Here is a 26799-nt window from a genome sequence, read left to right as displayed (position 1 = left end):
TATCCCCGACAGGGTTCACTATTATCTTGTTCATGCCTCTTGGTCCAAAGGACGAACCAAGCAAATCATCGATTTCAATCGCTGCCCGCTCAAGCTGGTCGATCAGCCCGTCTTCTTTTACTGGCTCATCAATAAGGATTTTCTCCCGGACTGTTCGCGCAAGTTTTGCCATTCCGTCCTGGCTCTCAGGATAAGCTGTGTGTAATTCGCTTGCCATCTTTTTTCCCCGCTGTAACTTTAACCCGTTTCTCAGGGCATATTCAAACTCTGTTTAAACTCGATTATCCGGGTCTCAAAACTTCTTCGATTGGGAATACTTTTCAGCACATTTGAAATAATTCTCAGGATCTTTCATTGTAAGGTTTGTCTCAGCAAGCAGCCCGGAAAATGCGGAAACAGTAAAGGCTGTCCAGACAGGGTTTGAACCATATTCGTAATGTATAGGATGGGTTTCAACAATCGAGTATCGAAAAAGAGAATTATCTGATGAGGGACCATACTCTGGCCTGCAGGTTCCGGTGGGACGTACTGGAGTCGGATTCCTTTTCCTTTCTTCGGGTCTTTTCTGGCATTTCATCCGGTTTCACCTCTTTTGCTCAAGTTTTGTCATCCCCAGGAATAATTAAAAAGGCTTTTCTTATCTCAACGAGAGCTTGTGCATGCGTCGGTTAAATTCCGGTGTAATTAAAAAACACAGGATAGGCTGAGAGCCTATCCTTTATGCATAGGCAGAAGCCCGTTTGATCTTGTAATAACAGGCTTCATCCCATTATTTTCTTGTAAATCTCCGGGCCTTTCTCTGCCACAGTGTAGGTCTGGGCAGTGATTGCATCACAGGGAGCCCCCGGAGGCACTTCACAGCCTGTTGCAATCGCATATTTGGACTGCATTCCGTTCTCTTTAAGGGTTTGAAGTACACTCTCCTGAAGCGCAATTGTGTCAGCTTTCATCTTTTCCAGGGCCTCAGGGCTGTTGTCAAGGAAAACAATTGGGCTGACTTCGCCGGCAAACATGGTTTCTTTGCCGTACTTATTGATCAGATATTTATGGTCTCTGGAACCTTTATTGACCTCATCCGGATAGAAAGTATAACTGTAGTATTTTGTATCCCATTTGTTGATAAGCTCCCAGTGCGGGGCGTCGGAACAGTTATGGATAACGGTCGGCTTGTTATATTTCTTATAAAGAGGGGCAATCCTGTTCTGCATGATCTGGCCTTCGGACTTCATGTATTCGTCAGCGCTGAGGATGACGTTATTTGTCCACAGGGTAACCATACAGAGATTATCAGGTTGGGCTTCTTCGAACATGCCCTTCATGATCTCTTCAACATAGGTGGCAGTTTTGTCAAGAGCCTTAAGGACGACATCCGGGCTGGTTCTGAGATCCGAGAGTACGCGGGTTGCTCCCATTATCTGGGTCAGGGCGACCATTGGGCCTTCAATCAGGGCTGTCATGGGTGCTCCGAGAGCATGTGCCTTCTCGGTTGCGAGTTTATTGCCCTGGATGAGGTTGTATGCACGGGTGCCTTCCTTAATTTCCGGGACTTCGAGATTTTCGTAATCTTCAAGGTGTCCTGTAGCTGCAGGGGTATCTTCTTCAGGGTACCTGATGGTTGCTCCGAAATCGGCGGCGTCGACACAAAGGTCGGTCAGTCCCACAAAGGTATCCATATTGAAGTATTTGATACCTGCCTCCACACAGGCTGCGTATTTCTCGGCTTTTGTAGAATAGTCAGCATAGCTGCAGGGCACGAATTTCCTGGACACACCGCAGGCAAGGGTTGCAATCGGAAGCCTGTCGACCTTCTTATCTGCAAATGAGGCTGTGAACCTTTCGGCTTTTGTCATGGTTTCATTTAACTTGGGGATAACTGAGTCAAATTCTGCCATAACTTTCTCGGCTGTTATAAGGCCGATGTCAACCTTTTCTTTTATTCCCTTCTGGGCAAGGGATTCCTTGTACTTCATCTTGCTTTCTACAATTGCGGAATCGCTCCAGGCATTTTCCGAGATCCCGCTGACAAGGGAAGTAAGGGTTTCTACTGCTGTACTTGCATCCAGAGCTGTGCCGTCCGCACCTATACTTTCTGCAAATTCCCTGGAAACAGGTGCGCCACCTACCATAACTAAAAGAGAATCCCTGATCCCTTCTTCCTGAAGCTGTTCAATAACGGTTTCCATTCCACCCATTGTTGTGGTCATCAGGGTGCTCATGGAGATTGCTGTTGCTTTTTTCTCCTTCGCTGCTTCTGCAAATTTCCCCAGCGGCACGTCGCAGCCAAGGTCAATCATATTGAAACCGGCTGCAGTCATCATCGTTTTGACAAGATTCTTGCCAATATCGTGTACGTCTCCTTCAACAGTACCTATGATTACATTCTGGGGGGCTGCACTTCCGTCAACCTTAATGTAGGGGGTGAGAATTTCCATCCCGGCATACATTGCATCGGCCGCTAGCAGAAGGCTTGGCACGAAGGCTTCTCCCTTTTCATACATGTCGCTGATAATCTTCATGCCTTTTGCGAGCCCGTCAACGATTGCTTCATATGCATCAAGTTCCTCGTCAAGGACTTTTTGTGCAAATTCTTCTGCAAGCTCGTCATCGCCTTCAACTACAGCATCCGTTAAAGCGTTAAAAATTTCATCTTTTGCCATTGAAAATCTCCTTTTCCTTAAAAATCCGGCCAGGCAGTTCTATACCTATTTTTTAAGACCTTTTTTCAGGACTTTTGTTTTTGCAGTGTTTAGATCCTTAACGGGTTCCACAGCCCGCCAATTCCGTAAATCCACTATAAGCTTTTTAACTTCTGTGATAACCATTGAAGAGTATTTTTTCCCATGTAGTGTACAGCGTTTAGGGAACCTTTTCCGGATTTAGCCTCACAGGCGTTACTCTTTTTGACTCAATGATCATCATCTAGAGATTCTCTCGGTTGTATATAGCTTAACCGACGCTGTTTTCCTCTTAAGGCGCAATATTTCTCAGCTTGAAAATAAAGATTTATTCAAATTTCATATTCGTCTGAATTTTCCAATATATCGGATTTCCAATATACTAGGAAATTTATATTTCCCATACATTTCTTGTCCGTATCTTTTCTTGTAGGGGTAGCAGTTCACAGGGAAGATACCAAAACTATGCATGGTTGAAAAATAGAGGTTGTTAAATCTTCAGGGGTATTGAAAATTTAAGGGTTTGGTTCTCAATATCTGATGATATGGCTTTGATATAGATTTCAAATTCTGGCATATATGCTTTCAAACTCTGGCATATATGCTTTCAAATTCTGGAATACAGGTTTTCAAAACTCTGGGTTGTAAGATTTGAGAATCCGTTATCCTGCGATTTTATTGCTTTAAATCCGTAGTCCTGAAAAGTCTGATCCTGCTTACGGGCCAGCAATATTTATAAAACCCACTGAAAACCGTTAAAAAGAGCTTCTTCTCAATCTGCTGAAAAGCATAATATATCGGATGCGTCGGTTTTATAATTTTTGTTTTATCATGCATTATCTTACTTTAAATATTATATCCGCGATTTATATTATGCGATGTATTATCAAAAATTAAATATAGTTTCTGCAATATTTAATTTGGTTCTGGTTGAAGACTATTACCCGTTTTTAAAACGAGAGCGTTTAATCGATTGATTCACGGCTGTATCCTGCAGGGTCAGGATAAGCAAGAATGAAATCTCAAATTGCTTCTAATCTTGAATAACGCGGTGCCTCTCTATTGATAGAACGCTTTTAATTGCAGCACCTCCTGGGTAAAAGCCGAAACTATGCTGCTTTGGGATTGCGGTGGATCCGGGGAAAATTCTGGCGAGTTTGTCCTGGTCTGAAATAATACATGAATAATGGAAGCTGATACACATGAGTTCTCTCGTAGACCTAATTTTTTTCTCTGAAAAAAGGAAAAATCTCCTTGTCCGGTTAGCTAACGGGCCGATGGATATCGATGAGATTAAAGAAATTCTTAATGTAAAATCATGTGCTCTAATGCCTCAGATTAAAAAATTGAAAGATATGGATATGATCGTGCAGAAAGGAAACATCTACCAGCTTTCGGATATAGGAGCAGTAGTCGTTGAGAAGATGCTCCCTCTTACTTCCGTTCTTGACGTTTTTGACGGGAATAAGGATTACTGGTCAAAACATGATCGCTCTCCCATTCCCGAACACCTGATTAAGAAAATCGACATGCTTGGAAAATGTAACCTGGATGAACCCGACCTTGATCATCTTTTCGAATTCCCAGGCTATTTGCGTGAAAAACTAAGCAGTTCGAAAACCATAAAATCCTTTTATTCCTATTTCTGCCCCGACTGTCCGTCGATTCAAGCCAGCTGTGCTGAAGGCGGAGCCGAAGCACATCTTATCCTCGATGAAAAGGTCTATAATCGATTAAAAAACGACTTTGAAGAAGAATATTGCGTGCTGCTTGACAACAAAGTCTCTCTTTATATTTATTCAGGCAAAATAAGGCCTTCTTCGTTCATGGTTACAGATAACTTTTTGATGCTGAAACTCTTCGGAAAAGAAGGGGAATTCGATCACAGGAAAATCACGAGTTATACTCCGAGTGCGATAGAGTGGGGCAATGAACTGGCTCAATATTATATAGACCGCTCCACAAAAATCAATTAAAACAGTGAAGGTTAATTAAAACTACAAAGATCAGTTAAAACCGAAGATTGACTAAAAAATATTTGAGGAATTTATTTTCCTCACCGGTTTATTCACCTCAGCCCCACTATTCCAGCTCAGCCATTTCTTTTAATGTCCGAGATCTTCTGTATATGCCCCTGATCTCCATGATTATTATTTTCCTGATGTCCATGTTCGTGGTTATGGGCCGGTTCGGGTTTCGTCGCTCTTATTTTCTTGCTTTCAAAAACCTCCTGTACCGAGAGGTTTACAGCATCTCTTACGGCTGCCTTCTCAACGTTTGAGACTGCTGAGAGAATTTTGAGTGTAGGGGCAGTTCCATCCTTTGACTTGATTATATCTTCCTGGGGCTCTTCGTAAAATATTGTAACGCTCTGTTTCACGGTTTCTGACCCATTGTCCAGAAAGAGTTTAATATGCCCTACGAATTCGGGGTTTAATTTCAGTACCTTCGCCTTTATCGTGTTAATCAGTTCGGTTGTTAATTCCCTGGCAGCATCAGTGCTAAGGTTTCCGTTTTCAACCGCGAATTCGGCCGAATAGCTGCCTACTTTTGAAGCTTCAATCGAACTTTCGGTTTCCCGCGGAGCAAAGGGTTCGGCTTGTACTCTCAGTTCTTCAGCTGTCTGAGCGCTTTCGGGAATTTCTTTGAGATCCGGGAGCACTATGTGCATGAAATTTTCGAATTTTTCGCCCGTGTCTTTTCCTGAAAGCAGGACTACCCTGGCATCCGGATTCAGCTGCTGAACCGACGCCTCAAGAATAGGAAGCCGGATAGGCTCTATCAGGTCTACCTTATTTATTACCAGGATTTCCGCATCAATAATCTGCCTCATGGCAAATTCTTTTATTTCTTTCATCAGGTGCTTGAACCTGCTGCCGTCAATCAGGGTAACAAGAGGAGCGATTTCGACATGTTCTCCAAGATTCATGAGTTCGACTTCGTCCCTTATTATGTGCGGGAAGGCAATACCTGTGGGTTCTATCATCAGGATATCAGGTTTGTACTCCCTGGCAAGAAGGGTAACGGTTGTCCTTAACCCTACTTTAAGGGAACAACAGATGCATCCGCTTGTGATTTCCTTCGTATCAAATCCGAATCTCTTTATAACGTCTCCGTCAATTCCGATTTCCCCAATCTCATTCACGATAATGGCAACTTTTTTCCCTTTCTCTGCCAGGTATTTGCCCATGTTGATAATAGTGGTGGTTTTTCCACTTCCCAGAAAACCCCCCACCACAATGACCTGCACGTTTTCTCCTCCCTTCGTGTCGTTTTGCTTATTACTATTTCCCTTTATTCGTTTTTTACTCTCAATAAGCTTACCCTTTTTACTTTCCTGCAACTGTCAGATTTTCCCATTTAAACCTGTCATCAGGGCAGGCATGCAAGCAACGCTGGCAATTTGCCCCATCGCAGAGGTCAGTCCTTATTTTCACAAGCCCGTTGTCCTCCATTCTCAGGGCTCCGTTAGGGCAAACCTTTACGCACTTATGGCAGCCTTCACACTCTTCAATCACCATTGTAAGGTAAGTTCCAACCTTTTCAAGCACCTCGAGCCCCTCTTCTCCGAGCTCGGGGATATCCCTTTCAACCTGGCGGTCAATCTTGAGAATAGCAGAAGGCTCGCTTATCATGGGAAGTTTTTTCTTTTTCAGGAACTTCTGAAGCATCTTGAAAGCCATGCCTTCATTCCAGAAAGCAAGTTCCAGCAGGTAAGCTTCCTTAAAAGCCTCGGAGGTCGCAAACATTACATGGGTGCCCACTACCTCTTTTGCAATTGCCTGCAGTCCCCAGAGCCTGTCTTCTGAAAGCAGGATTTCCCTTGCAACGGTCAGGGAAGTATTTCCTATCTGGGAGACATAACTCGCATTGTAAGGAATCATTCCTACCTTATGGGCTTTTGCAGCGTCCATATAAGTGCCTGCGGCTCCTGACATGTGAGCGGTCAGCAGTTCCTCCATCTCTATGCCTGCGGCTGCACAGAGGGTGATGTGTCCAGCGCGGATTGCTCCTATAGCTCTCCCGGCTGCAATAAGGTCTTTATTCGTGAACTTTATCCCGTCCTGGAGGTGAATAATGCCGTCCGGGGTCTGAATCTTTGGCAATACAATGAGCTTATTTCTCATTCCTGTCTCTATAAGGGCAATAACTCCGGTACCGGTAATGCCTTTTGCAGTGAGATCCCCTTTTTCCACAACTTCCCCTGTTTTTGGATTTACCAGGTCTGCTTTTGTAGTCTTCATATCCCTGTCTAATACATAACAGCGCAGGTTTTCTCCTTCAAATTCCACATCGCAGATTGTATGAGGGGAAGCAATGGATCCATATTCTATTTCCTGACCTTCGAGAGCAGGGCCCGCGGCAGCTGAACCGGTATATATAATGCCGTTTGCTTTGAGGGCCATTTCGGCATTTGTTCCGTAGTCTGTTGCAATCGCTATCTCGTTACTCTCAATCATGCCTGCTTTTACAATAAGTGCAAGTGCATCGGCACCAACCTCGTGCTTAATTGCCGGGGGTACAGACAGTTTGCAGTTTACGGCTTCCTCAAATCCTTCGATCTCAGCCATAGGTATTATGCGGGCATCCCTATTCTGCTCTTCAATGTGATATTTTTGCTTCTTTCGCTCGCCTGCGTATGCCAGGTCTTCGATTGGAATTCCCTGGAATATGGAAAGCTGGATAGGGTTTCCACAGATTGAAAATTTCTCCATTTCTTCCAGGTTTACTCCCAGTTCGCCCAGAATATTTTTTACTGCTGTGGCAGAGAGGCCGTGGGCTTTATCAAGCCCGTAATGGATTGCAAAGTCAAGATGGTCCATTACGTTCGCTCCAGGTAGGGGATTCCGTAGCGTTATGACAGTTTTCTTGATCTCACCGCTTTCAAGGTCAATTTTCTGGGCCCTAAAACCGCTGGTTCCCAGGTCGATTGCAACTCCTGTTCTCATATCTTAACCTCCTCCAAAAAAGTTTAAGATCAACTCAACCAGTATATTTCAGACATATCCTGTGTTCAATAAAAATAAATAAGTTTCATACTGAATAAGCTATCAAGCTATTTATACTGAATTATTTTTCGGACAGGTTCTCCTCAGTTCAAAGCCTGTAAGGCTCTGGGTCTGGAGCACTCATTCCGACTGCCAAAACAAAAAAACATTAAGTGGAACACGATATCCGGATGCACTAAAGTTTTTAGAGCCCCGGAATGTGCCCGCGAAAAAAATAAAGGTCTTGTGCCTTCTCAGGCGTAGTATTCGTCTCTTGCTGCGACCATTGCTTTGATGTTCTCGAGAGGGGTCATTGGTGCAATACCACAGCCTGGTGCGAGTACATCGATTCCGCCATCAAGAGCTTCTTTTGCTTCAGCTTTTATCTTGTCAATAGGGCCAGGCAGCAGGGTGAACGGACTGGAAACATTTCCTACTAATCTTGCTCTGTCTCCAATTACTTCCTTGCCTTTCTTTGCGGGGCCTATTTTTTCTTCAACGCTGAGTCCTTCGAAGCCGCAGTCTGCCATGTCACTGAGAATCGGGTTAACGTTTCCGCAGACGTGGAGGACAGTTACTGAGTTCACACTTGAGGAGAACTTCTGCAGTCTTGACTGGAGAAACTGCCTGAAGGAGTCAGGGCTCATAAGGTCAGGGGAAGCTACAGGGTCTGCAATGGCAATAACATCTGCACCTGCCTCGACCATTGCATTTGCGTACATAATTGAAGCTTCAGTGGCAATGTCCAGAGACTGTTCGAAGAGATCAATCTTTTTAATGGACCATTTCATGAAGGACTTTACACTTACCAGGTCAGAGGCGACTGTAACCGGACCCTCCATACCGCCGATAATTGGCACGTCAGGACCTACTTTCTCCCTGACGATCTTTATGGCTTCGAGTACAGCAGGAATTCTGCCTTTCTGCAGGAGGTCTGCAGGAATGGATGCGCCCTCAAGATCCTTGGGGTAAGGGTGACCGGTAACAGAAGGTTGCCTGTTCTTGGTGCCCATGTTGATTTCACAGCCCATGGCTTCAACAAGAACGGTAAGACAGTAGGGAAGCCTTACAGCTTCGAGTCCGCTAAGCTCATAGTTGGCAATTGCCAGCTTTGCCATAAGTTCGGGGTTGGTGTGGGATTCAGGCCAGGGAGCTCCAACTTCATCCATAAGTTCTACAATCCCGGTCTGGGTCACGGAGCAAACAGGTACTTTGTCAACAGGCTTGCCTTCAAGGGCAGCTAAGAGTCTCGTTTTGAGTGTAAATTCGCTCATAGTCATACCTTTTTTTTAATTTATTGATTTATATTTATTTTAATTACAATTTTATTGTCTACTTGACAATATTATATAGACCTTTTCAATCCAAAAGGTTTCACGCCCCAACTGGAAATCCAGAGTTTCGAAGCGCAGTTAAAAACTACAGGGTTGCCTGGGAAATCAATAATACCTTTGAATCTCCTTTTCCGCCTCTCCCGAGCAGAGATAAGAACCACGGTAGTAAAAACAATTCTCAGGCTCCTTAAGCTTGTATTAGAATACGGGCATTTTTTTAGTTAACAACTTATAAAAGCTATTTGTCAGGAATTTTTTGTTCCCATTTTTTTAATAAACAAGCTCGAAAATTTTGAGCCCATTGTTCGGCTTTACATCGACCGTTGCGCCGGTCGATCACGCTCCGGTTATGTTGGTTTAGATACTTTTGCTCAAGCCTTTTTGATCAAATTTTTTTGAAATAGTTTTCGCTCAAGCCTTTTACAAAAAGGCTTGCGATCAATTTTTTTAAATAATTTTCACTCAAGGATCTTTGTAAAAGGCTTGCGGGACTGGGGCGAGTAGAAGGCTTAATGGAATTCTGAAAATATATAATAATCATCTAAACTCTTACTTTTCTAACCTCATTTCTTACCTGCCGTCTTAGATTTTTTAGAAAGATGTAACTTATGGTCAGTATAAATATCTATAATATATATTTTCAGTCCTGGTATAGAAAATCTAAATGTATTCCTCGTTTCGCGGGAAAAAGTATTTTTCTTTTAATTTCAAAGCATTTCACCATTTTCATTTTTGAAAACAAGGATTAAGAATGATAGTTACTAACCTTCGCAAAAAAGTTTATAATGTAAACATATATAATGTTACAGAGTATTTGGCGAAAAGTTTCCGGGGAATGAACCCTCGAAATAGAAGTTTACGGTGGAATGTAAATACGAACTACGGAAGTATTCCCATTATCTCTTATAGGAAGGACAGTTTCAAAAATAGTGCTTTAAGCTGGACGCGAGCTGGAGAACTACAGTGCCAGGCTCGGACCAGAATACAATTCCCAGATTTTACTCAAATGCCGGAACCAGGCTTAAGGAGTGAATAAATTTGCTCGAAGCCTTAATTTACGGAGCTGTTATAGCCCTTATATCCGGAACTGCCCTGCCTTTCCTGTACCGAAGTAAAAACGCAAGAAAAGCCTCCTTCAGCCTATCTTTTATTTCTTCAATCCTGCTTCTGGTTTTTGCAGGCATAGTCCTTTACACCGGAAAAGAGCCTGTTTTTCCAGCCTTCAGATTTCTTCCCGGACTGGATTTCACACTGGCTGCAGACAGGCTCTCAGCAGGCTTTGTTCTGCTGATCGCAGTCGTTGTGCCGGGCGTTTCTTTATATTCCGTTGAATATGTGGAACATGCTAAAGGTGAAGCTAGAAAAGACCTGCAGACTGCTCTTACAAACCTCTTCATCCTTGCCATGCTCATGGTTGTGCTTGCAGGAAATATGGTAGGTTTCCTTGTTTTTTGGGAAATAATGTCTCTGTCTTCCTTAATGCTTGTACTTCACGACTATTCCTCGGAAGAAAGCAAGAAAGCAGGACTCTTCTACTTTATAATGACAAGTCTGAGCACAGCTTTTCTTTTCATGGGTTTTATGAGTCTGTTCAGGCTGACAGGCTCTGCCGAATTCGGACAGCTTGACTACCCGGCAAGCCTTCTTACTTTGCCTTTCCTCTGCCTTTTTACGGGGTTCGGGATCAAAGCAGGGCTTGTCCCTTTCCACAAATGGCTCCCCTATGCTCACCCTGCTGCTCCTTCAAGCATTTCAGCTCTGATGTCGGGCGTCATGCTGAAAGTTGCGATCTACGGTTTTCTGAGGTTTTTACTCTCAGTCTCCTTCCCGCAGCTCTGGTGGGGTACGCTAATCCTTGTAATGGGAAGTCTCTCAGCCGTACTGGGGGTAATTTATGCCCTCAAGGAAAGCGATATAAAGAGGCTGCTTGCCTACAGCAGTATCGAAAATATCGGGATCATTTTCATGGGAATTGGCCTGTACCTGATATTCAAACTGGAAGGGTTTGAAGCTCTTGCGATGTTAAGCCTTGTAGGAGCCTGCTTCCACGCTTTTAACCACGCTCTTTTCAAAAGCTTGTTATTTCTTTGCGCAGGCTCAGTGGTTCATGCTACTGGCACCCGAGATATCGAGGCATTCGGAGGTCTTATAAAGCGCATGCCCCATACTGCCGTCCTTTTCCTGGTGGGTTCTGTTTCAATTGCTGCCCTTCCTCCAACAAACGGTTTTGTAAGTGAACTTATGCTTTTCCAGGCTTATTTCTACTCTTCAGCACTTTTAGACCCTCTTTTAAAAGTACTTCTAATTATTACCCTCTCGGTCTTTGCCCTTACAAGTGCTCTCGCAGCAGCGCTTTTTGTAAAAGTTTTCGGAATCACCTTCCTTGCCCTTCCGAGGACGAAGTATGCAGAAGAAGCTGCTGAAGCCACAAATCCTATGTTACTTGGAGAAGCTGTACCTGCAGCTCTGTGTATTTTTTCGGGATTGTTTTCATCCCGAATTCTGGTTCTACTCGGCTTTGACCTGGGGATTCCGGATATGCTGTCTCTCGGGCTGATTCTCGGGGGAGCTTGCGGGCTTATCTGGCTTGCGGTCCGTAATTCAGGTCCTTCGGAAAGCCCGAGAATAAGCAAAGAAACCTGGGGCTGTGGGATGCTGGGCCAGAATTCCACAATGGAATACAGCTCCGCAGGGTTTTCGGAGCCTCTTGTAGTTATTTTCAAAAAAATTTACAGGACCGAAATCTCTACTACCAGAACGTATTCCGATACAAAGGAAAGCATCTTTAAAAGCGGAACTGTCAGGATACACCTGATTAAATTTTTTGAAGAACGTCTCTATCTTCCTGCCGCTTACGCAGTTAGTCTTGTTTCTTCTCAGGTCTCACGAATGCAGAACGGCAAACTGGATACTTATGTACTTTACGTTTTTATTGCAGTACTGACGCTGATGACATTTACGAGGTATTACGCATGAATGCTTCATTCCTCTTATTCGCCCTGCTGAATACGGGTTTTATCATGCTGATCTCCCCGTTCTTTATGAGCCTTATCAAAAAGGTCAAGGCATATACCCAGGGAAGAAAAGGCCCCAGTCTCCTGCAGAGTTATTTCGATTTGCGCAAACTAATGCAAAAAGAAGTAGTATATTCACCCAATTCCTCAGGAATTATGAGAATTACTCCCTATCTTAACCTTGGAGTTCTTCTAGTGGCGACGCTCTTTGTCCCGGTTGTTTTTATTCCAGATACCCCTGCAGGAATCGGAAATATAATAGTTTTCCTCTACCTGCTCGCAATAGAGCGTTTTTTTACGGCACTTTGCGGACTTGATGCGGGGAGCACTTTCGGAGGCATGGGTAGTTCTCGCCTGATGAGCCTCTCGGCTGTAGTCGAACCCACGATGGTAATATCCTTTGCTGCGCTTGCATATGTATTAAGAACCGTAAACTTTCATGAAATGTTTGCAGTAACTGCCGGCTCCACAATTCCCGAAAGTCCCACCCTTACCCTTATTTCCATTTCCCTCTTTATCATCATAATAGTGGAAACCGGAAGGATTCCTGTGGACAACCCGGCAACACATCTTGAGCTTACCATGATCAACGAAGCCATGATTCTGGAACAGTCCGGAAAAAATCTGGCTCTTATAGAGCTTGCCCATGCCATTAAACAGACAATCCTGATGGCAGTTCTGATAAACGTTCTGGCTCCCTGGGGACTTGCGACCGAGCTTACCTTCGCAAGTTTTATGATCGCATGCCTCTTTTTCCTTGTAAAAGCCAGCATGCTTGCCGGATTAATAGGACTATTTGAGTCTTCCATTGCAAAAATGCGGCTTTTCAGGCTGCCCGGATTCTATATGATGGCGTTTTTCTTTTCCGCACTTACCATCCTGATGGAGGTGTTTGCATGATATCTTCTTTCCTGGCAGACCCGACATTCCTCGAAGACATGGTCAGGATCCTTTTTGTTTTTGTACTGATTACGGCAGCCCTTATCCTTTCCACAAGGAACATTGCTTCGCTGCTGACCGTATATGCCGTCCAGTCCCTGCTGCTTGTCCTGATCGCATCGTCACTTTACTTTATTGAGGGCAACAGGACATTGCTTGCGATCGCAGCCCTGACTCTTGTAAGCAAGGTGCTGTTAATTCCCATATTTATAAACATAATAGGGGAAAAAATCAAAATCAGCCGGGACCTGAAGTTTAATTACCTTGAGCCGACACCCTCCCTTCTTGTCAGCATGGGCCTGATTCTTTTAGCCTATGTTTTCCTCTCAGGCTTCTTCAATGAATTCATTCTGAGCAAGTTATTCTTCATGGGGGCTGTTATTGGATTATCCCTGACTCTCATGGGCATGCTTGTGATATTCAGCCGGAGAAAAGTGATAACAAAAGTCATAGGATACCTGACAATGGAAAACGGGGTTCTGCTTTTTGGAATTTTTGTTGCGGACCTGCCCTTTATCATAGAAATCCTGATCGTGATAGACCTGATGATTCTTGTACTGTTAACAACTATCCTGGCAATCGGGCTAGATTCAACAAGCGAGGAATACCACCAGCGCCTCCAGACACTTAAAATCTGGTCAGGGGGGGAAGAACAATGATCATACTCAGCTATCTGGCAGCAGGAGCCCTGGCTCTTGCCCTTATCCTGCTTTCAAAATCTCACAGGGCAATGAATGCTTTCTCCATTCTGCACACTCTTGCATTTCTTGCAATAGGGTTTTATGCGCTGCTCACTATCACTGTCCCGGCTTTTGAAACCGGAAACAAGTATTTCTACGTTGATCATCTCAGTATTTATGAAGTGCTGATTGCAGCTTTACTGTTCTTCCTGGCTTCGGTCTATGCAAGCGGTTATGTTGAAAGCCTGATGCAGGCTCAGGAACTGCACAGGAATAACCTGAAAATTTTTTATATGGCTTTCAGCCTACTGCTTACAACAGCTACCCTTGCTTTCTTTTCTGACAACCTTGCTTTATTCTGGATTTTTGCCGAGCTGACAACAGTCTTTTCAGCCGTACTTGTGGCAATCCTGTCTGCTAAAGAAAATATCGATGCCGCCATCAAATATATTTTCATAGCCTCAGGAGCCATGCTCTTTTCATTCATAGGGCTGATATTTCTATACACGCTCTCCGGGGAAATACTGGGCAGCGGAACCCTTAACTGGACTGTGCTGATGGAAAACTCAGTCCTGTTATCCCCTAAAATGTTAACTGCAAGTTTTGTATTTCTTTTCATCGGATTTGCAGCAAAATCCGGGATTTTCCCTTTCCATACATGGCTTCCGGATGCCCACTCAAAAGCCCCTTCAGCAGTAAGTGCCATCTTATCCGGAGTCCTGTTAAACATAGGCATTTATGGAATTTTGCGAATGTACGCCATTGTCAGGCAAACCGAGGCAGAAGCTATAGTATCCCAGTTTCTTATCGGCTTTGGGTTGCTTACGGTAACAGTCGCAGTCCTCAATATGCTTTTGCAGAAAAACCTGAAGATGCTGATTGCCTTTTCAAGCGTGGAACATATGGGCATTCTCCTCCTCGGAATAGGGGTTGGAACACCTTTTGCCCTTTTCTGGACACTTTTTTACGTCCTTGCCCACTCGCTGACCAAAGCCTCGCTCTTCTTTTCGGCGGGCATTCTGCACAGGCAGTACGAAAGCAACCTGATCCAGGATATAAAAGACATTTTTTCGCTCCAGCCCATTGCAGGCTGGGGGTTCGTTATTGGGAGCTTTGCAATCATAGGTATGCCTCCTTTCCCGATCTTTTCGGCCAAATTTTTTATTCTGCTGGAAGCTTTCGAGTTTTCTAAATCGCTTGTTTTTGCAGTCCTTCTCCTGCTGGTTATTGCATCGGCTGCATTTGCAAGAGTTTTAATTGGGGCGTTTACCCGAAGTTCAAAAGAGGCTGGACCTGAAGGGATCGAAACTCCGCTTCTTCCATATACAGTCAGGAATGGTATGAAATTCCCAATCATATCAATTATTATCGTGATTCTGGCGCTCGGAGTATTCTTCCCGGAACCCCTGGAAAACCTGTTGAACGAAATCGTGTATGAGCTCGGATACCTGTAAATAGGAGGCAAAGAAAAATGATTTCAAACAAAAACACAGCAAGTTCCCTGGTCCCGGCAGGTTCGAAGTTAAGAGACAACTGCCAGATTCCAGTGAACCCTTCAATACTTTCGACCCGATACGCTACAGATTTAATTATTGACATTTCAGGCAAGGAGCCGCAAGTCAGGAGGGGGAAAAACAATGAATTCTATATTCCCCTTGGAGAAGAAGAGTTTTTAAAAACCGTGCCTGCACTTTCCGAAAAGGGCTTTGTGCTGATAAGCCTGTTCTGCGTCCAGGATTTTGAGGAAAGCCCTGGGTTTACTCTCTTTTATGTTTTTAGGCTGAAGGGCTTCACCGATGTATTTGCATTTATGAGACAGGTCAGAACGGAGACTACCTCTGTTGCCACGATTTTCCCTTCCGCCTGCTGGTATGAGCGGGAAATACGGGATGGGTTCGGGATAGAGTTTAAAGATGCTTTTGACAAAAGGAGGCTTTTTTTACACGAGGCATACCCTGAAGGCTTTCACCCTCTCCTGAAATCCTTTAAAAACAGGAAAATCCAGGCTGTCCAGAACCCGGAAGAAGCATATCCTTTCAAGCAGGTAGAGGGCGAAGGTGTGTACCAGATTCCGGTCGGGCCTGTCCATGCAGGAATTATCGAGCCTGGCCATTTCAGGTTCAGCGTTATTGGAGAACCTATTTTCAACCTTGAAATCCGGCTCTTTTATAAACACCGGGGAATCGAAAAACTTGCCGAGGGAAAAAGACCCTCCGCCTGTGTCCCGATTGCCGAAGCCATAAGCGGGGACGAAACCGTTGCCAATGCTGTTGCCTTTTGCACAGCCATAGAAAAGCTTGCGGGAATTGAAGTCCCTCCCAGGGCTAACTGCTTAAGGGCTATTCTCCTTGAACTGGAACGTATCTACTCACATATGGGCGACCTTTCAGGCATGATTACCGATATCGGCTTCCCAAAAATGACAACGCCTTTCCTTATCCTCCGTGAAAATATTTTCAGACAAAATGAGCTTCTTACAGGCTCCCGGTTTATGAGAGGCGCTGTGGATATAGGGGGCTTGAAGAAAGAGATTTCAGACGAGGCCCTTTTAAAACTTTACCTTTATTCGAAAACGTTTGTACCGGAGTTTGACTCTGCGATTGCGGCTGTCCGTGCATCCTCATCCCTTATCGACAGGTTCTCAACGACCGGTGTTTTGAAAAAGAAACTGATTGCCCCACTTAATCTTACAGGTCCAATAGCCCGGGCTTCCGGAGCTTCCTATGATGTCCGGCTTGACCATCCCTACGGCATATATAAGGATGTACCTCCAGAAAGAACTATCAAAACTGCGGGAGATGTCCTTTCCCGGTTTGAAGTTAAGGCTAAGGAAGTCCTTAATTCAGCTTTCCTGATACAGAAGCTTATAGCTTCAATCCCGGAGGGTGCGGTTGCCGCTGAAGCAGCCGGATTTGCAGTTTCAAATATTCCGGATGGGTACGCCCTCTCAATGGTTGAAGCGGCACGGGGTCAGAACCTGCACTGGATCTATGTGAGAGGCGGGCTAATAGATCGTTATAAAGTACGGACCGCATCTTTTTGCAACTGGCAGGCTATAGAACATGCAGTACTCGGGAACATCGTCCCGGATTTTCCCCTTATCAACAAAAGCCTTAACCTTTCCTACGCAGGAACCGACCTCTGAGGTGAAATAAATGGTAAACCCACTTACGTATGTCTTCCGTTCGAAAGTGACGGAGAAATTTGAGTTTTCCGATATCGAACTTGAAGCTCTCGGCTCCGAACTGAAAGCTGAAGTTAATCAGGTTTTCGGGCACAGCCTTGCGATCCGCGAGCTGGACTCAGGCAGTGACAACTCAACAGAGATTGAAATCTCAAATCTCGGAACCCCGCATTATGATGTCGAAAGGTTTGGGATTTCTTTTGTGGCTTCCCCGAGGCATGCCGATGTCCTGCTGGTTACAGGCGCAGTCACCCTGAATATGGCTGAAGCCGTTTTAAAAACCTATGAAGCCATGCCTGCCCCTAAATTCGTGGTCGCAGTGGGGGATGACGCCTGCAATGGTGGAATTTATAGAGGTTCTTATGCTGTACTTGGCGGAGTTGATAAAATTCTGCCTGTAGATATAAAAATCCCCGGAAATCCTCCCTCCCCTAAAGAAATCCTGCGCGGCATCTTTGCTCTGGTAAAAAAGGCTTCGGGATAATTAATCTGATTCCTTTATATAAGATGGAGGGAGAGCCAGAGTTTTGATAAGACTTTTTTAACAATTTTATAAAAAAGTTTTCCAGAGGGAGGGCGAGGTAAATCTCTGTTTACCTCGTTGTCGGAGGGTTCTGGAAATAGGGAAAAATAATGCGAAAATTATAAATAAAAGGAAATGATATCCCGGGTACATTATCTCTTACTTCCGGAAGGATGCATTCGAAAACGAAAATTCCGTATGAATTCAGGGGTGAAATCGGAAATTTTCAGAATGGCTTCAAAAGTCCTTTTCTCAAAGTAATGTTCCTAAAGGCTTACTGCTAGTAGAATATCTGAAAAGCTTAATCCGGGGGCAGGGGATGCTGCCCCATAATTGTCAGCTGGACCAGATAATTTTTCAAAACCAATGTGAAGGCAGGAGAATCGCTGCAGAAAATCAAAGTCAAAATTTATAAATCGTCTATTATTGAGGATATACAGGACTCAAAATGGAGGACGGACCGCGTAATTGCCGATCTTGCTGAGAACCAGCTTGAAAGCGGTTTAAGGGGAAGAGGCTGAGAGTGAAGGAACGAAAAATCGGGAAAAAGATCCTTTTAAAAGATAGAAGAGAGATTAACAAAAAGTCAAAAAACCTTTAACTTAAAGAAAATAAGTGTTTTTTGGAAAAAAATATAAAGGATCAATTGAAAAGTAGCGCAGTAATGTTGCGAGAAGTTCCTTCAAAATTCTTCTGGAGGAAGAAAAATTTTTGCCCACTTACACCGCTTTCTGAAAAGAAATAAAGGAGAAGTATCTCTTCTATATTTGAAAATTTCCCGGGGAGATTGAACAAAATGAAAATATCACTTATTGATCTTGCATTTCTTTCAGAAAAAAGGAAAGATGTATTGCTCCTGCTGGAAGAAGGGCCTAAAACAGGGGACGAGATAAAAACAGCCCTCAACGTCAACTCAACATCAATTATGCCCCAAATCAAAAAATTAAAAGAAGGACGCCTGATAATACAGGATGAAAGAAATACATATAGGCTTTCTGAGATGGGGGAGATAGTAGTCGAAAAAATGGAACCTTTGCTTAATACCGTAAGGGTTTTTGAGGAAAATTACGATTACTGGACAAACCACGACTTTACCGCAATTCCCGAACCTCTTCTTAACAGGATTGACGAACTGGGTAATTATTTCATGCTCGAAGCCGACCTTAACCGGCTCTTTGAAGTACCTGAAGATTTTAAAAACAACCTTCTGGAATCAAAAAAAGTAAAAATGTTCCTTTCATATTTCAATCCTCTGCATGTTGAAATGTACTCGGAACTTGCAAGGAAAGGGGCTGAAGTCTGTCTTATCCTGACAGAACCCGTTTTTGACAGGATGAAAAAGGATTATTATGAGGATTTGAACTCTCTGGTGCAATCCGAAAATGTTCAGGTTTATGTCTGTGACGAGAACGTGACTCTCAAAAACGTAGTGACAGAGCGCTTCTGCTCGCTTGTGCTTTTCGACAAAAAAGGCAAGTTCGACCATCAGCGCCTGATGAGTTTTGACGAGAGTGCACTCAAATGGTGCGAGGAGCTCTTTTTGCACTATAAAGATTTATCCATACGCCTGGAGAAACTATAACTACCTTTCGGATTCATGACGAGTCTTCTACCAGATACTTTTCGATCAATGCCCTGAATTTGTGAATATCAATGGGTTTGGAGACATAGTCCACGCAGCCCATTTCTATGAAATGCTCTTCACTGCCTTTCATAGCATGGGCCGTAACTGCTATTACGGGGACATCTGCAGTCTCAGGATTTTTCTTAATCCTATCGAGAACTTCAAGCCCGTCCATCTTCGGAAGCTGCATATCCAGCAGAATAATATCGAACTTTTCTTCAGCAAGGCGTTCCAGAGCCTTTATCCCATCCTCGGCTTTCGTGACGTTATGCCCATAGAATTCCAGAAGATCCAGAATCAGTTCCATATTCATGGGATTATCTTCGACAATCAGGATTTTCTTCATTATTACGCCTCTTCAGCATAGTTAATTGTTTTATTCTATTAATTAACTCTTTTCTTCCGAAAGTGCCTTTTTTCATGATAGAAATCAGATATTCTTTTATCTCACTGTTCAATTCTTCAAGATTTTTTTCGGTAAGCTCACTGGAAGTGCATACAATAAGAGGAATGTCTTTTGTGCGTACATCAGCCCTCATGCTGGATACGACATCAAATCCGCTTACTTCCGGCATCATTAGGTCAAGAATCAGGATATCGGGCTGCTGCTCTGAGAAGAGCTTTTGCAGACCTTCCCTCCCACTGTAAGCTTTAATAACCTCAAAACCCTCAGGCTCAATCATTGAACTCAGCAGTTCTACAGTATTCTCGTCATCATCTACGATAAGAACCTTAGGATCTCCGAGCCGGAACTTTCCGGCAATTTCTTTGAGAGAAATTATCAATTCGACTCTTTTTATTGGCTTTGTAAAGGAGTATGTTGCTCCCAGAGCAATTCCAAGCTCATTATTATTGGTCATGGAAATAATAAGTACAGGTATAGAAGCTGTGTGAGGATCATTCTTTAACTGCTTCAAAACCAGCCAGCCATTAGTGTCCGGCAGGAATACATCAAGAGTAATAATGTCGGGCTTCAGATTCTTTGCAACCTTCAAAACATTTTTTCCATCGTAAAGGAAAGCTACGCTATATCCGGCATCTCTCAGGATAACGGAGAGAAGTTCTCTGGAGTCTTTATCATCATCGACTACCAGAATAAGCTGCTGTTTAATGTCCCCCTTTTCAGACAGGTAAACTTCGGGCAGTTCTACCTGCTCTTGCAAATCCTCGATATTTTCTTTTATTGAAAGTGCTGCTGCTTTGTTCATCTGGAATTCTATCATTACATCCTCAAGCCCGATCTCGCTGGCTTTCCTGAGTTCTAATGGCTTCCTGAGAGGAATTGCAAAGGTAAAGTTACTGCCCTTTCCCGGATCGCTCTCAACCCAGATGTCTCCTTGATGCAGGTTTACAATCTTCTTCACAAGAGCAAGCCCAAGCCCTGTGCCGCCATACTGTTTGGTTGCCGAAGAATCGAGCTGGGTAAAGGGTTGGAACAGTTTTAACTGATCTCCGGCAGAGATGCCTATACCGGTATCTATGACTGAAATAAGTGCCCGGTTTCCGCTTTCCTTGCAATAGACCGATATTTTTCCTCCGGCCTGGGTAAATTTGATTGCATTGCTCACAAGGTTATAAAGGATTTGAATCAGCCGACCTCTGTCGGCTTCAAGCGTTGTAAGGTCGGATTCTATATTAAAAGTCACCTCAAGAGCTTTTACCTGCGCAAGAGGAGAGAGGACGGTTTTAACTTCTTCAAAAATAGAGCTAACCGAAAACTCACTGTAGTGGAGTTCCATTCTTCCGGCTTCTACTTTTGAAAGGTCAAGGATGTCGTTTATAAGCACCAGCAAATGTTTCCCACTGGTAGAGATATTGTTTACGTATTTGCACTGCTTTTCATTAAGCTCTCCAAAAACCTTCTCAAGAAGAATATCCGAAAATCCTATAATTGAATTCAAAGGTGTTCGCAATTCATGGCTCATATTTGCAAGGAATTCACTCTTTGAATTATTGGCAGCCTCAGCTTCAAGTTTTGCCTGAAGCAATCTCTCCTCTGAATGCCTGTGTGTAGTTATATCGAGACCTGTTTTCAGAATCCCGGTGATCTGGCCGTCTCCATTTTTTATAGGGGTTGCACTTACCGCCCAGATCTTTCCGTCCTTTGTAATCACTTCCCCGAACTCATCTTTCCCGGATTCCAGTACTTTCAGTACAGGTGATTTGCCTGGATTTTCTTTATATAAAATATACATCTCCTGGTAATAGCGCCCTATAGCATCGTCAAATTTCATTCCCACATGATCAAGAGCTGCTTTATTCAACCAGATTATTCTCAATTCGGAATCCATAAAGACTACGAGTTCAGTGAGAGAGTCAAGAATTACCTTTTTTTCATGTTCCTGGGTTTTAAATTTATCAGAAGTAGTCCTCAGGCTGTCAAGTGTCTGGTTTATTCCTTCGGACAGCCTTGAGAGCTCGTCCTCTCCGCCCATTGAGAATCGTTCGGAGAAATTCTCATCTGTTCTCACCTTTTCCACAAAATTATCAATTGCAACTATCCGGGATACCACTTCTCTGTCAAGAAGAAACTTACAGCTCGCCCCAGTCATAAGTCCTGCAAACAAAAGGAAAAACACCAGGTATCGGAGAGCTTTCTGACCTTCGGCATAAATGTTACTTGGGGCGTCAGTTCGGATTATAATAGTCGGGTTTCCGGAAGCGTCTTTAAGAACAGAATAGCCTGTAACTATGTCCCCTGTTGCATTATATATGAAACTCGGATTTTCTCTTTCAAAAAGAGCCTGCCGGAAGTCAGATGAAGCGTCGTTAAGACTGTAAAGAGTAATCGTACTTCCTGTATTTTCCTTTACAGATCCGATAAAATCCGGGTCAAGCCTCTTTCCAAGAATGATTGTACCTGAGATTTCTTTATTTTCGGGTTCGTCAAGCACAGGTCGGCTGGAGATAACTGCGGGTCCGCTTTCCAGCAGTAATAACCCCTTTAAAGGAGCTTCAGCCTCCCTACAGAGGAGGCCACCATCATTTATTCTCTGATGTATATCAGAAAGATCTGAGGCATTAGTAGAGATTCCCGAATCCGAAACATCGGAATACACAATATACCCTGAACTGTTTACAAGAAAAATAAAGTCGCACCCACTGACGGAAAAGATATCATCGAACGCAGTTCCACTCAGACTTTGAGGGTCATGATTAAGCATTAAAGCCCTGATATCATCCCTTGAAGAAAGAGCAAAATTGATTTCCTCAAGATGTAAAATCTGAAAATCAATTATGTTCTCTACCTTCTCTACATTTTCAGTTGCCTCTTTTTCCTGCAGATCGGAAAAACTTGAATAGAGGATGCTCTGGGATGCAAAAATAATAACTGAAATGAGAAGAGCAAAGATAATATAGATAATAACAAGGATCTTTCTACTAACGTTCATAGTTTAAGCTCGATGAAGGGGTTTCGGGTTAATTAAGCTGGGAGTGGGGTATGGGTTGGGACCTGCAGGGAAGTTTATAAGATAATACTAACAGATGAAATTAAATTGGAATCTATATAAAAGTTTTCTATAAGCTGTCATAACGAAACGATTTTCCACTATGGGAAGTAATCCCGGTTAAAATAGTAGTATTATAGCTTTTTTTGCAAATTCGGAGCTTTCTGGACACTTAATACTAAACAGAGCTTGATTAGTATGTATTAATAACTGATGCTAATTTTTAAGAGATAAAAACAAAATTCATACAGGTGACTTTCATAAACAAAATGAAATATTAGTCTCTGTTTTCCCTGGTTTATATATCTTTATACATTTTTTACACTTGAGTTCTCGCACTGGGCAGTAATATCTTAACAGTACTGTTCAGCTTGTTCCGGGCTCTGTTCGATTCACCATTTAAGGAATCTGGTTGCCCAGCTTACATTCCTTCTCAGCAGGTATTTTCTGACCTCATCGATTCCGAGCAGTAAAATTGCAAAAGGAATGGCAAATAATAAGTACCTGAGCTCAAGGGGGGAGGTATTAAAGATGAGATTTGCGGTAGGATTCCAGACAATAAGCGCCAGAATGAGGAGTTCACTTGCAATCCCTACAAGAACCATCGGGTTGCTGAACAAACCTACCGTAAAAACCGACTGGTATCGGGTTCGCGAAGTAAAAACATTTGCGATCTGACAGATGACTACAGCTGAAAAGAAGGCTGTTATTGACTGCATATAAAGAGGATCGGTCCTTGCAAGCTGTTCGCCAAAACTCCAGCCTCCTTCAAAAAGTACGGCAAAATAGCAGAAGAAACCTGCAACAGCTTCCACAGGACCCTTTACTGCATACGCTGTAAGGAGCAGCTGGGGTGTTAACAGATTTTCTTCTCTTGCTCTGGGAGGCCTTTTCATAATATCCCCCTCCCCCTTTTCTTTTCCCAGAGCAATCGCTGGCAGCATATCCGTACCCAGATCAATTGCCAGGATAAGCTGCACGGGCATGGGAAGGGGCAGGGCAAAGAGGACAAAGGCTATGAAAGGAAGAATCTCAGGAATATTACTGGCAAGGATATACACAATGAATTTTTTAATGTTATCAAAAACGGTCCTTCCTTCCTCTATGGCATTCACTATCGTAGCGAAATTGTCGTCAAGGAGTACCATATCCGCAGCCTCACGAGCCACATCCGTGCCGCTACCCATAGCGACTCCCATATCCGCAATCTTAATCGCAGGAGCATCATTGACCCCATCTCCTGTCATGGTCACGATTTCCCCTTCGGACTGGAAAAGCTGTACGATTTTCAGCTTCTGTACAGGAGAAGTACGCGCAAAAACAATGCTCGGATTTTTCAATCTTGAGGCAAGCTCTGCACGCGAAAGTAAGCTTAGCTCATCTCCGGTAATGATTTCAAGCTTTCCTGAGTTTGAAAGCCCCACGTCCTTTGCAATTGACCCTGCAGTGACAGGATGATCCCCGGTAATCATAACGACCTTGATCCCGGCGGCGTGGCATCTAGCAATAGCATCTCTGGCTTCAGGGCGCGGAGGGTCAACAATTCCTATAAATCCCAGGAAAGTAAAGTCTTCTGTGTACTCTCTTAGATCTTCTCCCTGCCTGTACGCAAGGGCAATCACACGTTCTCCTTTGCCAGCAAGCCTCAGGTGCCGGGCAAGAAGCTCTTTTTGTTCAGCTTCACCCATCTTCTTAGTGCCTCCTGAGATCAGGGCTGAGCCGCACATTTCCACAACTACTTCCGGAGCGCCCTTGAGATAGACTTCAAGTTTTCCTTCAGGAGTACGGCAGATAACCTCCATCCTTTTAGTAAGCGAATCAAAAGGAAACTCTTCAAGCCTTGGATAATCGTTCTGGAGCTTTTTTATATCTTCCAGATTACTTGCAAAAACAAGAAGTGCACCCTCGGTCGGATCTCCTGTATATCCGGGAGGAGATTCGCGAAGTTTTGCATTATTGCAAAGTCCTGCAACTTTTATTAATAAAGATGGTAATTTTTGAGGGTCCCATACCGGTTTTTTTATAAGGCAAAATCCTTCTGTTCCGGGATCTGTAATTTTCTCCGCAACATTCGTATCTGTATTTGCATCATTTTTGTTTATACTTTCTTCTGCCTCCTGTCCGGCAGTCGTTTTTTTAGAGCTGAGAGGGTTCTCAAGAAGGAGGCATTCAAACCCTATCATGATAGAGTTTACTGTCATTCTGTTCTGGGTCAGGGTGCCGGTCTTGTCCGTACAGATAACCGTTGTAGAGCCCAGGGTTTCTACTGACTCCAACTGTTTTATAAGGGCATTCCGCGAAGCCATTCTGCGGGAGGCAAGACTGAGGGCAAGGGTAACTGTGGGTAAAAGCCCTTCAGGCACATTGGCAACAATAATCCCGATTGCAAAGATCAGACTTGATAGAAATACATCCTGAAGAAGAAAGGCGAGTATAAAAAATGTTATTCCCAGGGAAATCGCGATTGCAGATATGACCTTTATGAAGTGATTTAACTCTTTTCGGATAGGAGTGTCTACGTCTATAGTCTGTTGCGTAAGTGTTGCAAGGTTTCCGATCTGGGTATTCTGTCCTGTTGCAAAAATAACTGCCTTCCCGTTTCCGCTCTGTACCAGAGTCCCTGAGAAGACCATATTCCTGCACTCAAGCATATTTGGATGAGTGCATTCAAGAGACCGAAGCTGGGGTTCGGACTCGCCTGTGATAGCCGAGTTATCCACTTTCAGGGCATTGATTTCAATCAGACGCCCATCGGCAGGAACTTTATCTCCCTCCTCAAGAAGAATAATATCCCCTACAACAAGTTCCGATGCCAGGACATCCTTTACCTTTGCTTCCCTCATAGCTCTGGCGTGGGGCGGAAGAAGCTGCCTGAAGCTTTCCATTGTTTTTGCAGCCTGATATTCCTGTATGAACGTAAAGGTTCCGTTGATAACTACGACGCCTGCGAGAGCTATGCCTATATACAGGTTTCCTTGCCCGGGATCAAGATATTCTCCGATAAAAGACAGAAGAGACCCGACAATCAACAGGATGGAGAAGAAGTTCCTGAATTGCCTGAAATACTTCTTTGCTATGCTCTCTTTTCCTGTTTCTTCGAGCATATTGGCTCCGCATTCTCTGAGCCTGCGGGCAGCCTCCTGCTCGCTAAGTCCGTTCTCGTCAACTCCTAGATCTTGAAGAAACTCCGCAAATGGGATACTATGCTCGTCTCCCCGGGGAGAACACATCTTGCCATTAGCATCAGTCAGATTCTTCCCCATCGAATCCTCCTGTGTGTTTCAATGTGGCACAAGAATATGAAACTTGACATACAGCAGGCTTGAAAGGGGTAAGAAGACAATTCCGAAGTTCGAACTAATAGAGTAAATGGCATTCAATACACAATCAGATCAAGCATAATACAAGCCTTTTACAAAAATAGCTTGCCCGCAAGCCTTTTACAAAAAGGCTTGAGCGAAAACTTTTTCAAAAAAAGTTTTATCGCAAACTTTTTCAAAAAAAGTTTGATCAAAAACTCATGCTTTATCGAAACTGGTGTAACCGGGGCGGGCTCAAGCGACGCCACGCTTGCAGGCCATCGGTTTCTGGTCATCGGTTTCGGGTCAATGGTTTAAGTTAAAAATCGGTGTTGAAAATTATGTATCCAGCGATTTTATTCTTTCAAAACCCGGTAGACCAGATGCACATATTGCTTTTCTACAATTTCATCTCTTATAAGCTCAAGCCGAATTCCGCTTTTCTCCAGGGTCCTGAAAAGGTTTGTCCCATTCTTTCCTGTAATTTCAGGGGTAAGGATCAGGCTGATTTCTTCTACAAGCCCGTATTCGAGTAATATGCTGTTCAGCACTCCGCCGCTGTCGGAAACTACAAGTTCGAAACCGTACTTTTCTTTTGCAATTTCCAGTGCATGCCTGATATTTACGCGGTCTGCACCGATCCTGATAAAATCATAGTTTCTCTCTTTAAGGTAATTGATGTAAGCTTCAGGAGTCCTTTCAGAGACCAGGACAATTACATCTTTGCTGTATTCGGAACGCCTGAATACATGCATTAACCCTTCAAGAATCCCTTTTGAGTCCGCAATCAGCCAGTATGCCCTGGGATCGTCGGGCTGGATCTCAGGTTTCCTGAAATCCGATTCTTCTTCGGGCGGAATTTTTTCGCAGAAGAACTGGGTTCCGGTCTTTGCAGTATTTGAGCCGACTATCATGGCGTCGGGTTGATAACTACTCAGGATCTTATAGTGAACGTCAAGATTTGCTTCGAAGCCTGTAGTGGAGCCATCGAGACTTACGCTGTTGTGAATAATTAATTTCGGTATCATACTATCCCCTGAATTCTCCTTATTTTCTCTGTTGAATTCTATTAATCTCTTTAATGCTGGAC

At 43.7% G+C, this 26799-nt stretch carries 17 protein-coding genes and 1 pseudogene; 8 read left to right on the top strand and 10 right to left on the bottom strand.

The genetic code is table 11. The annotated features are described in order from the left end of the window. From EQO05_RS11245 to EQO05_RS11235, 3 genes and pseudogenes are all read right to left on the bottom strand, one after another. Positions 1-217, bottom strand: a pseudogene (locus tag EQO05_RS11245) (molecular chaperone Hsp60); the annotation flags it as partial. Between the two features lie 75 nt (positions 218-292). After that, positions 293-577: a hypothetical protein gene (locus EQO05_RS11240; protein ID WP_128506558.1), complete on the bottom strand. Its 285-nt coding sequence runs from the start codon at positions 575-577 to the stop codon at positions 293-295. Positions 578-761: 184 nt separating this feature from the next. Next, complete coding sequence (locus EQO05_RS11235; protein WP_128506556.1) at positions 762-2657, bottom strand: uroporphyrinogen decarboxylase family protein; 1896 nt, start codon at positions 2655-2657, stop codon at positions 762-764. A 1220-nt stretch (positions 2658-3877) separates the two neighbouring features. Between EQO05_RS11235 and EQO05_RS11230 the strand changes: the two genes are divergently transcribed. Continuing rightward, a complete protein-coding gene (locus EQO05_RS11230) occupies positions 3878-4651 on the top strand; it encodes a winged helix-turn-helix domain-containing protein (RefSeq protein WP_128506554.1) in 774 nt (257 codons plus the stop codon). Positions 4652-4767: 116 nt separating this feature from the next. Here EQO05_RS11230 and EQO05_RS11225 read toward each other — a convergent pair whose 3' ends face one another. The 3 genes from EQO05_RS11225 to mtaA form a co-directional block, all read right to left on the bottom strand. Next, positions 4768-6018 carry a GTP-binding protein gene (locus tag EQO05_RS11225; RefSeq protein WP_240664600.1) on the bottom strand — a complete coding sequence of 417 codons (1251 nt, stop codon included), beginning with the start codon at positions 6016-6018 and terminating at the stop codon, positions 4768-4770. Beyond that, a complete protein-coding gene (locus tag EQO05_RS11220) occupies positions 6005-7624 on the bottom strand; it encodes a methylamine methyltransferase corrinoid protein reductive activase (RefSeq protein WP_128506551.1) in 1620 nt (539 codons plus the stop codon). Before EQO05_RS11220 ends, EQO05_RS11225 begins: the two co-directional genes overlap by 14 nt. Positions 7625-7917: 293 nt before the next feature. Then, on the bottom strand, positions 7918-8937 hold the full coding sequence (gene mtaA / locus EQO05_RS11215) for a methylcobamide:CoM methyltransferase MtaA (protein WP_205793789.1): 1020 nt from the start codon (positions 8935-8937) through the stop codon (positions 7918-7920). A 1098-nt stretch (positions 8938-10035) separates the two neighbouring features. On the opposite strand from mtaA, the gene EQO05_RS11210 reads away from it, so the two are divergent. The 7 genes from EQO05_RS11210 (at position 10036) to EQO05_RS11180 (ending at position 18919) form a co-directional block, all read left to right on the top strand. Next, positions 10036-11973, top strand: a complete 1938-nt coding sequence (locus EQO05_RS11210) for a proton-conducting transporter membrane subunit (RefSeq protein WP_128506547.1) — start codon at positions 10036-10038, stop codon at positions 11971-11973. Next, a complete protein-coding gene (locus EQO05_RS11205) occupies positions 11970-12911 on the top strand; it encodes a respiratory chain complex I subunit 1 family protein (protein ID WP_128506545.1) in 942 nt (313 codons plus the stop codon). The genes EQO05_RS11210 and EQO05_RS11205 overlap by 4 nt, the downstream gene beginning before the upstream one ends. Further along, positions 12908-13609, top strand: a complete 702-nt coding sequence (locus EQO05_RS11200) for a hydrogenase subunit (protein ID WP_240664598.1) — start codon at positions 12908-12910, stop codon at positions 13607-13609. Before EQO05_RS11205 ends, EQO05_RS11200 begins: the two co-directional genes overlap by 4 nt. Then, positions 13606-15084: a proton-conducting transporter membrane subunit gene (locus EQO05_RS11195; RefSeq protein WP_128506543.1), complete on the top strand. Its 1479-nt coding sequence runs from the start codon at positions 13606-13608 to the stop codon at positions 15082-15084. The genes EQO05_RS11200 and EQO05_RS11195 overlap by 4 nt, the downstream gene beginning before the upstream one ends. 17 nt (positions 15085-15101) lie before the next feature. Continuing rightward, a complete protein-coding gene (locus EQO05_RS11190; RefSeq protein ID WP_128506541.1) occupies positions 15102-16775 on the top strand; it encodes an NADH-quinone oxidoreductase subunit C in 1674 nt (557 codons plus the stop codon). Positions 16776-16785: 10 nt separating this feature from the next. Then, entirely contained in the window at positions 16786-17298 is a 513-nt protein-coding gene (locus EQO05_RS11185) for an NADH-quinone oxidoreductase subunit B family protein (protein WP_128506539.1), read from the top strand. Between the two features lie 835 nt (positions 17299-18133). After that, positions 18134-18919 (top strand): winged helix-turn-helix domain-containing protein, encoded by a 786-nt coding sequence (locus EQO05_RS11180; RefSeq protein ID WP_128506537.1) that lies wholly within the window; start codon positions 18134-18136, stop codon positions 18917-18919. Between the two features lie 13 nt (positions 18920-18932). Here the strand turns inward: EQO05_RS11180 and EQO05_RS11175 are convergent, their stop codons facing one another. The 4 genes from EQO05_RS11175 to EQO05_RS11160 form a co-directional block, all read right to left on the bottom strand. Next, positions 18933-19307 carry a response regulator gene (locus tag EQO05_RS11175; protein ID WP_128506535.1) on the bottom strand — a complete coding sequence of 125 codons (375 nt, stop codon included), beginning with the start codon at positions 19305-19307 and terminating at the stop codon, positions 18933-18935. Beyond that, positions 19279-22353, bottom strand: a complete 3075-nt coding sequence (locus EQO05_RS11170) for a response regulator (protein WP_128506533.1) — start codon at positions 22351-22353, stop codon at positions 19279-19281. The genes EQO05_RS11175 and EQO05_RS11170 overlap by 29 nt, the downstream gene beginning before the upstream one ends. A 449-nt stretch (positions 22354-22802) precedes the next feature. Further along, positions 22803-25673: a cation-transporting P-type ATPase gene (locus EQO05_RS11165; RefSeq protein ID WP_128506531.1), complete on the bottom strand. Its 2871-nt coding sequence runs from the start codon at positions 25671-25673 to the stop codon at positions 22803-22805. Positions 25674-26065: 392 nt separating this feature from the next. After that, entirely contained in the window at positions 26066-26737 is a 672-nt protein-coding gene (locus EQO05_RS11160; RefSeq protein ID WP_128506529.1) for a dihydrofolate reductase family protein, read from the bottom strand. Between the last annotated feature and the right edge of the window lie 62 nt (positions 26738-26799).

Origin of the sequence: Methanosarcina sp. MSH10X1 (assembly GCF_004099695.1) — an archaeon.
Lineage (GTDB): Archaea > Halobacteriota > Methanosarcinia > Methanosarcinales > Methanosarcinaceae > Methanosarcina.
This window is presented reverse-complemented; position numbering and strand designations above follow the sequence as displayed.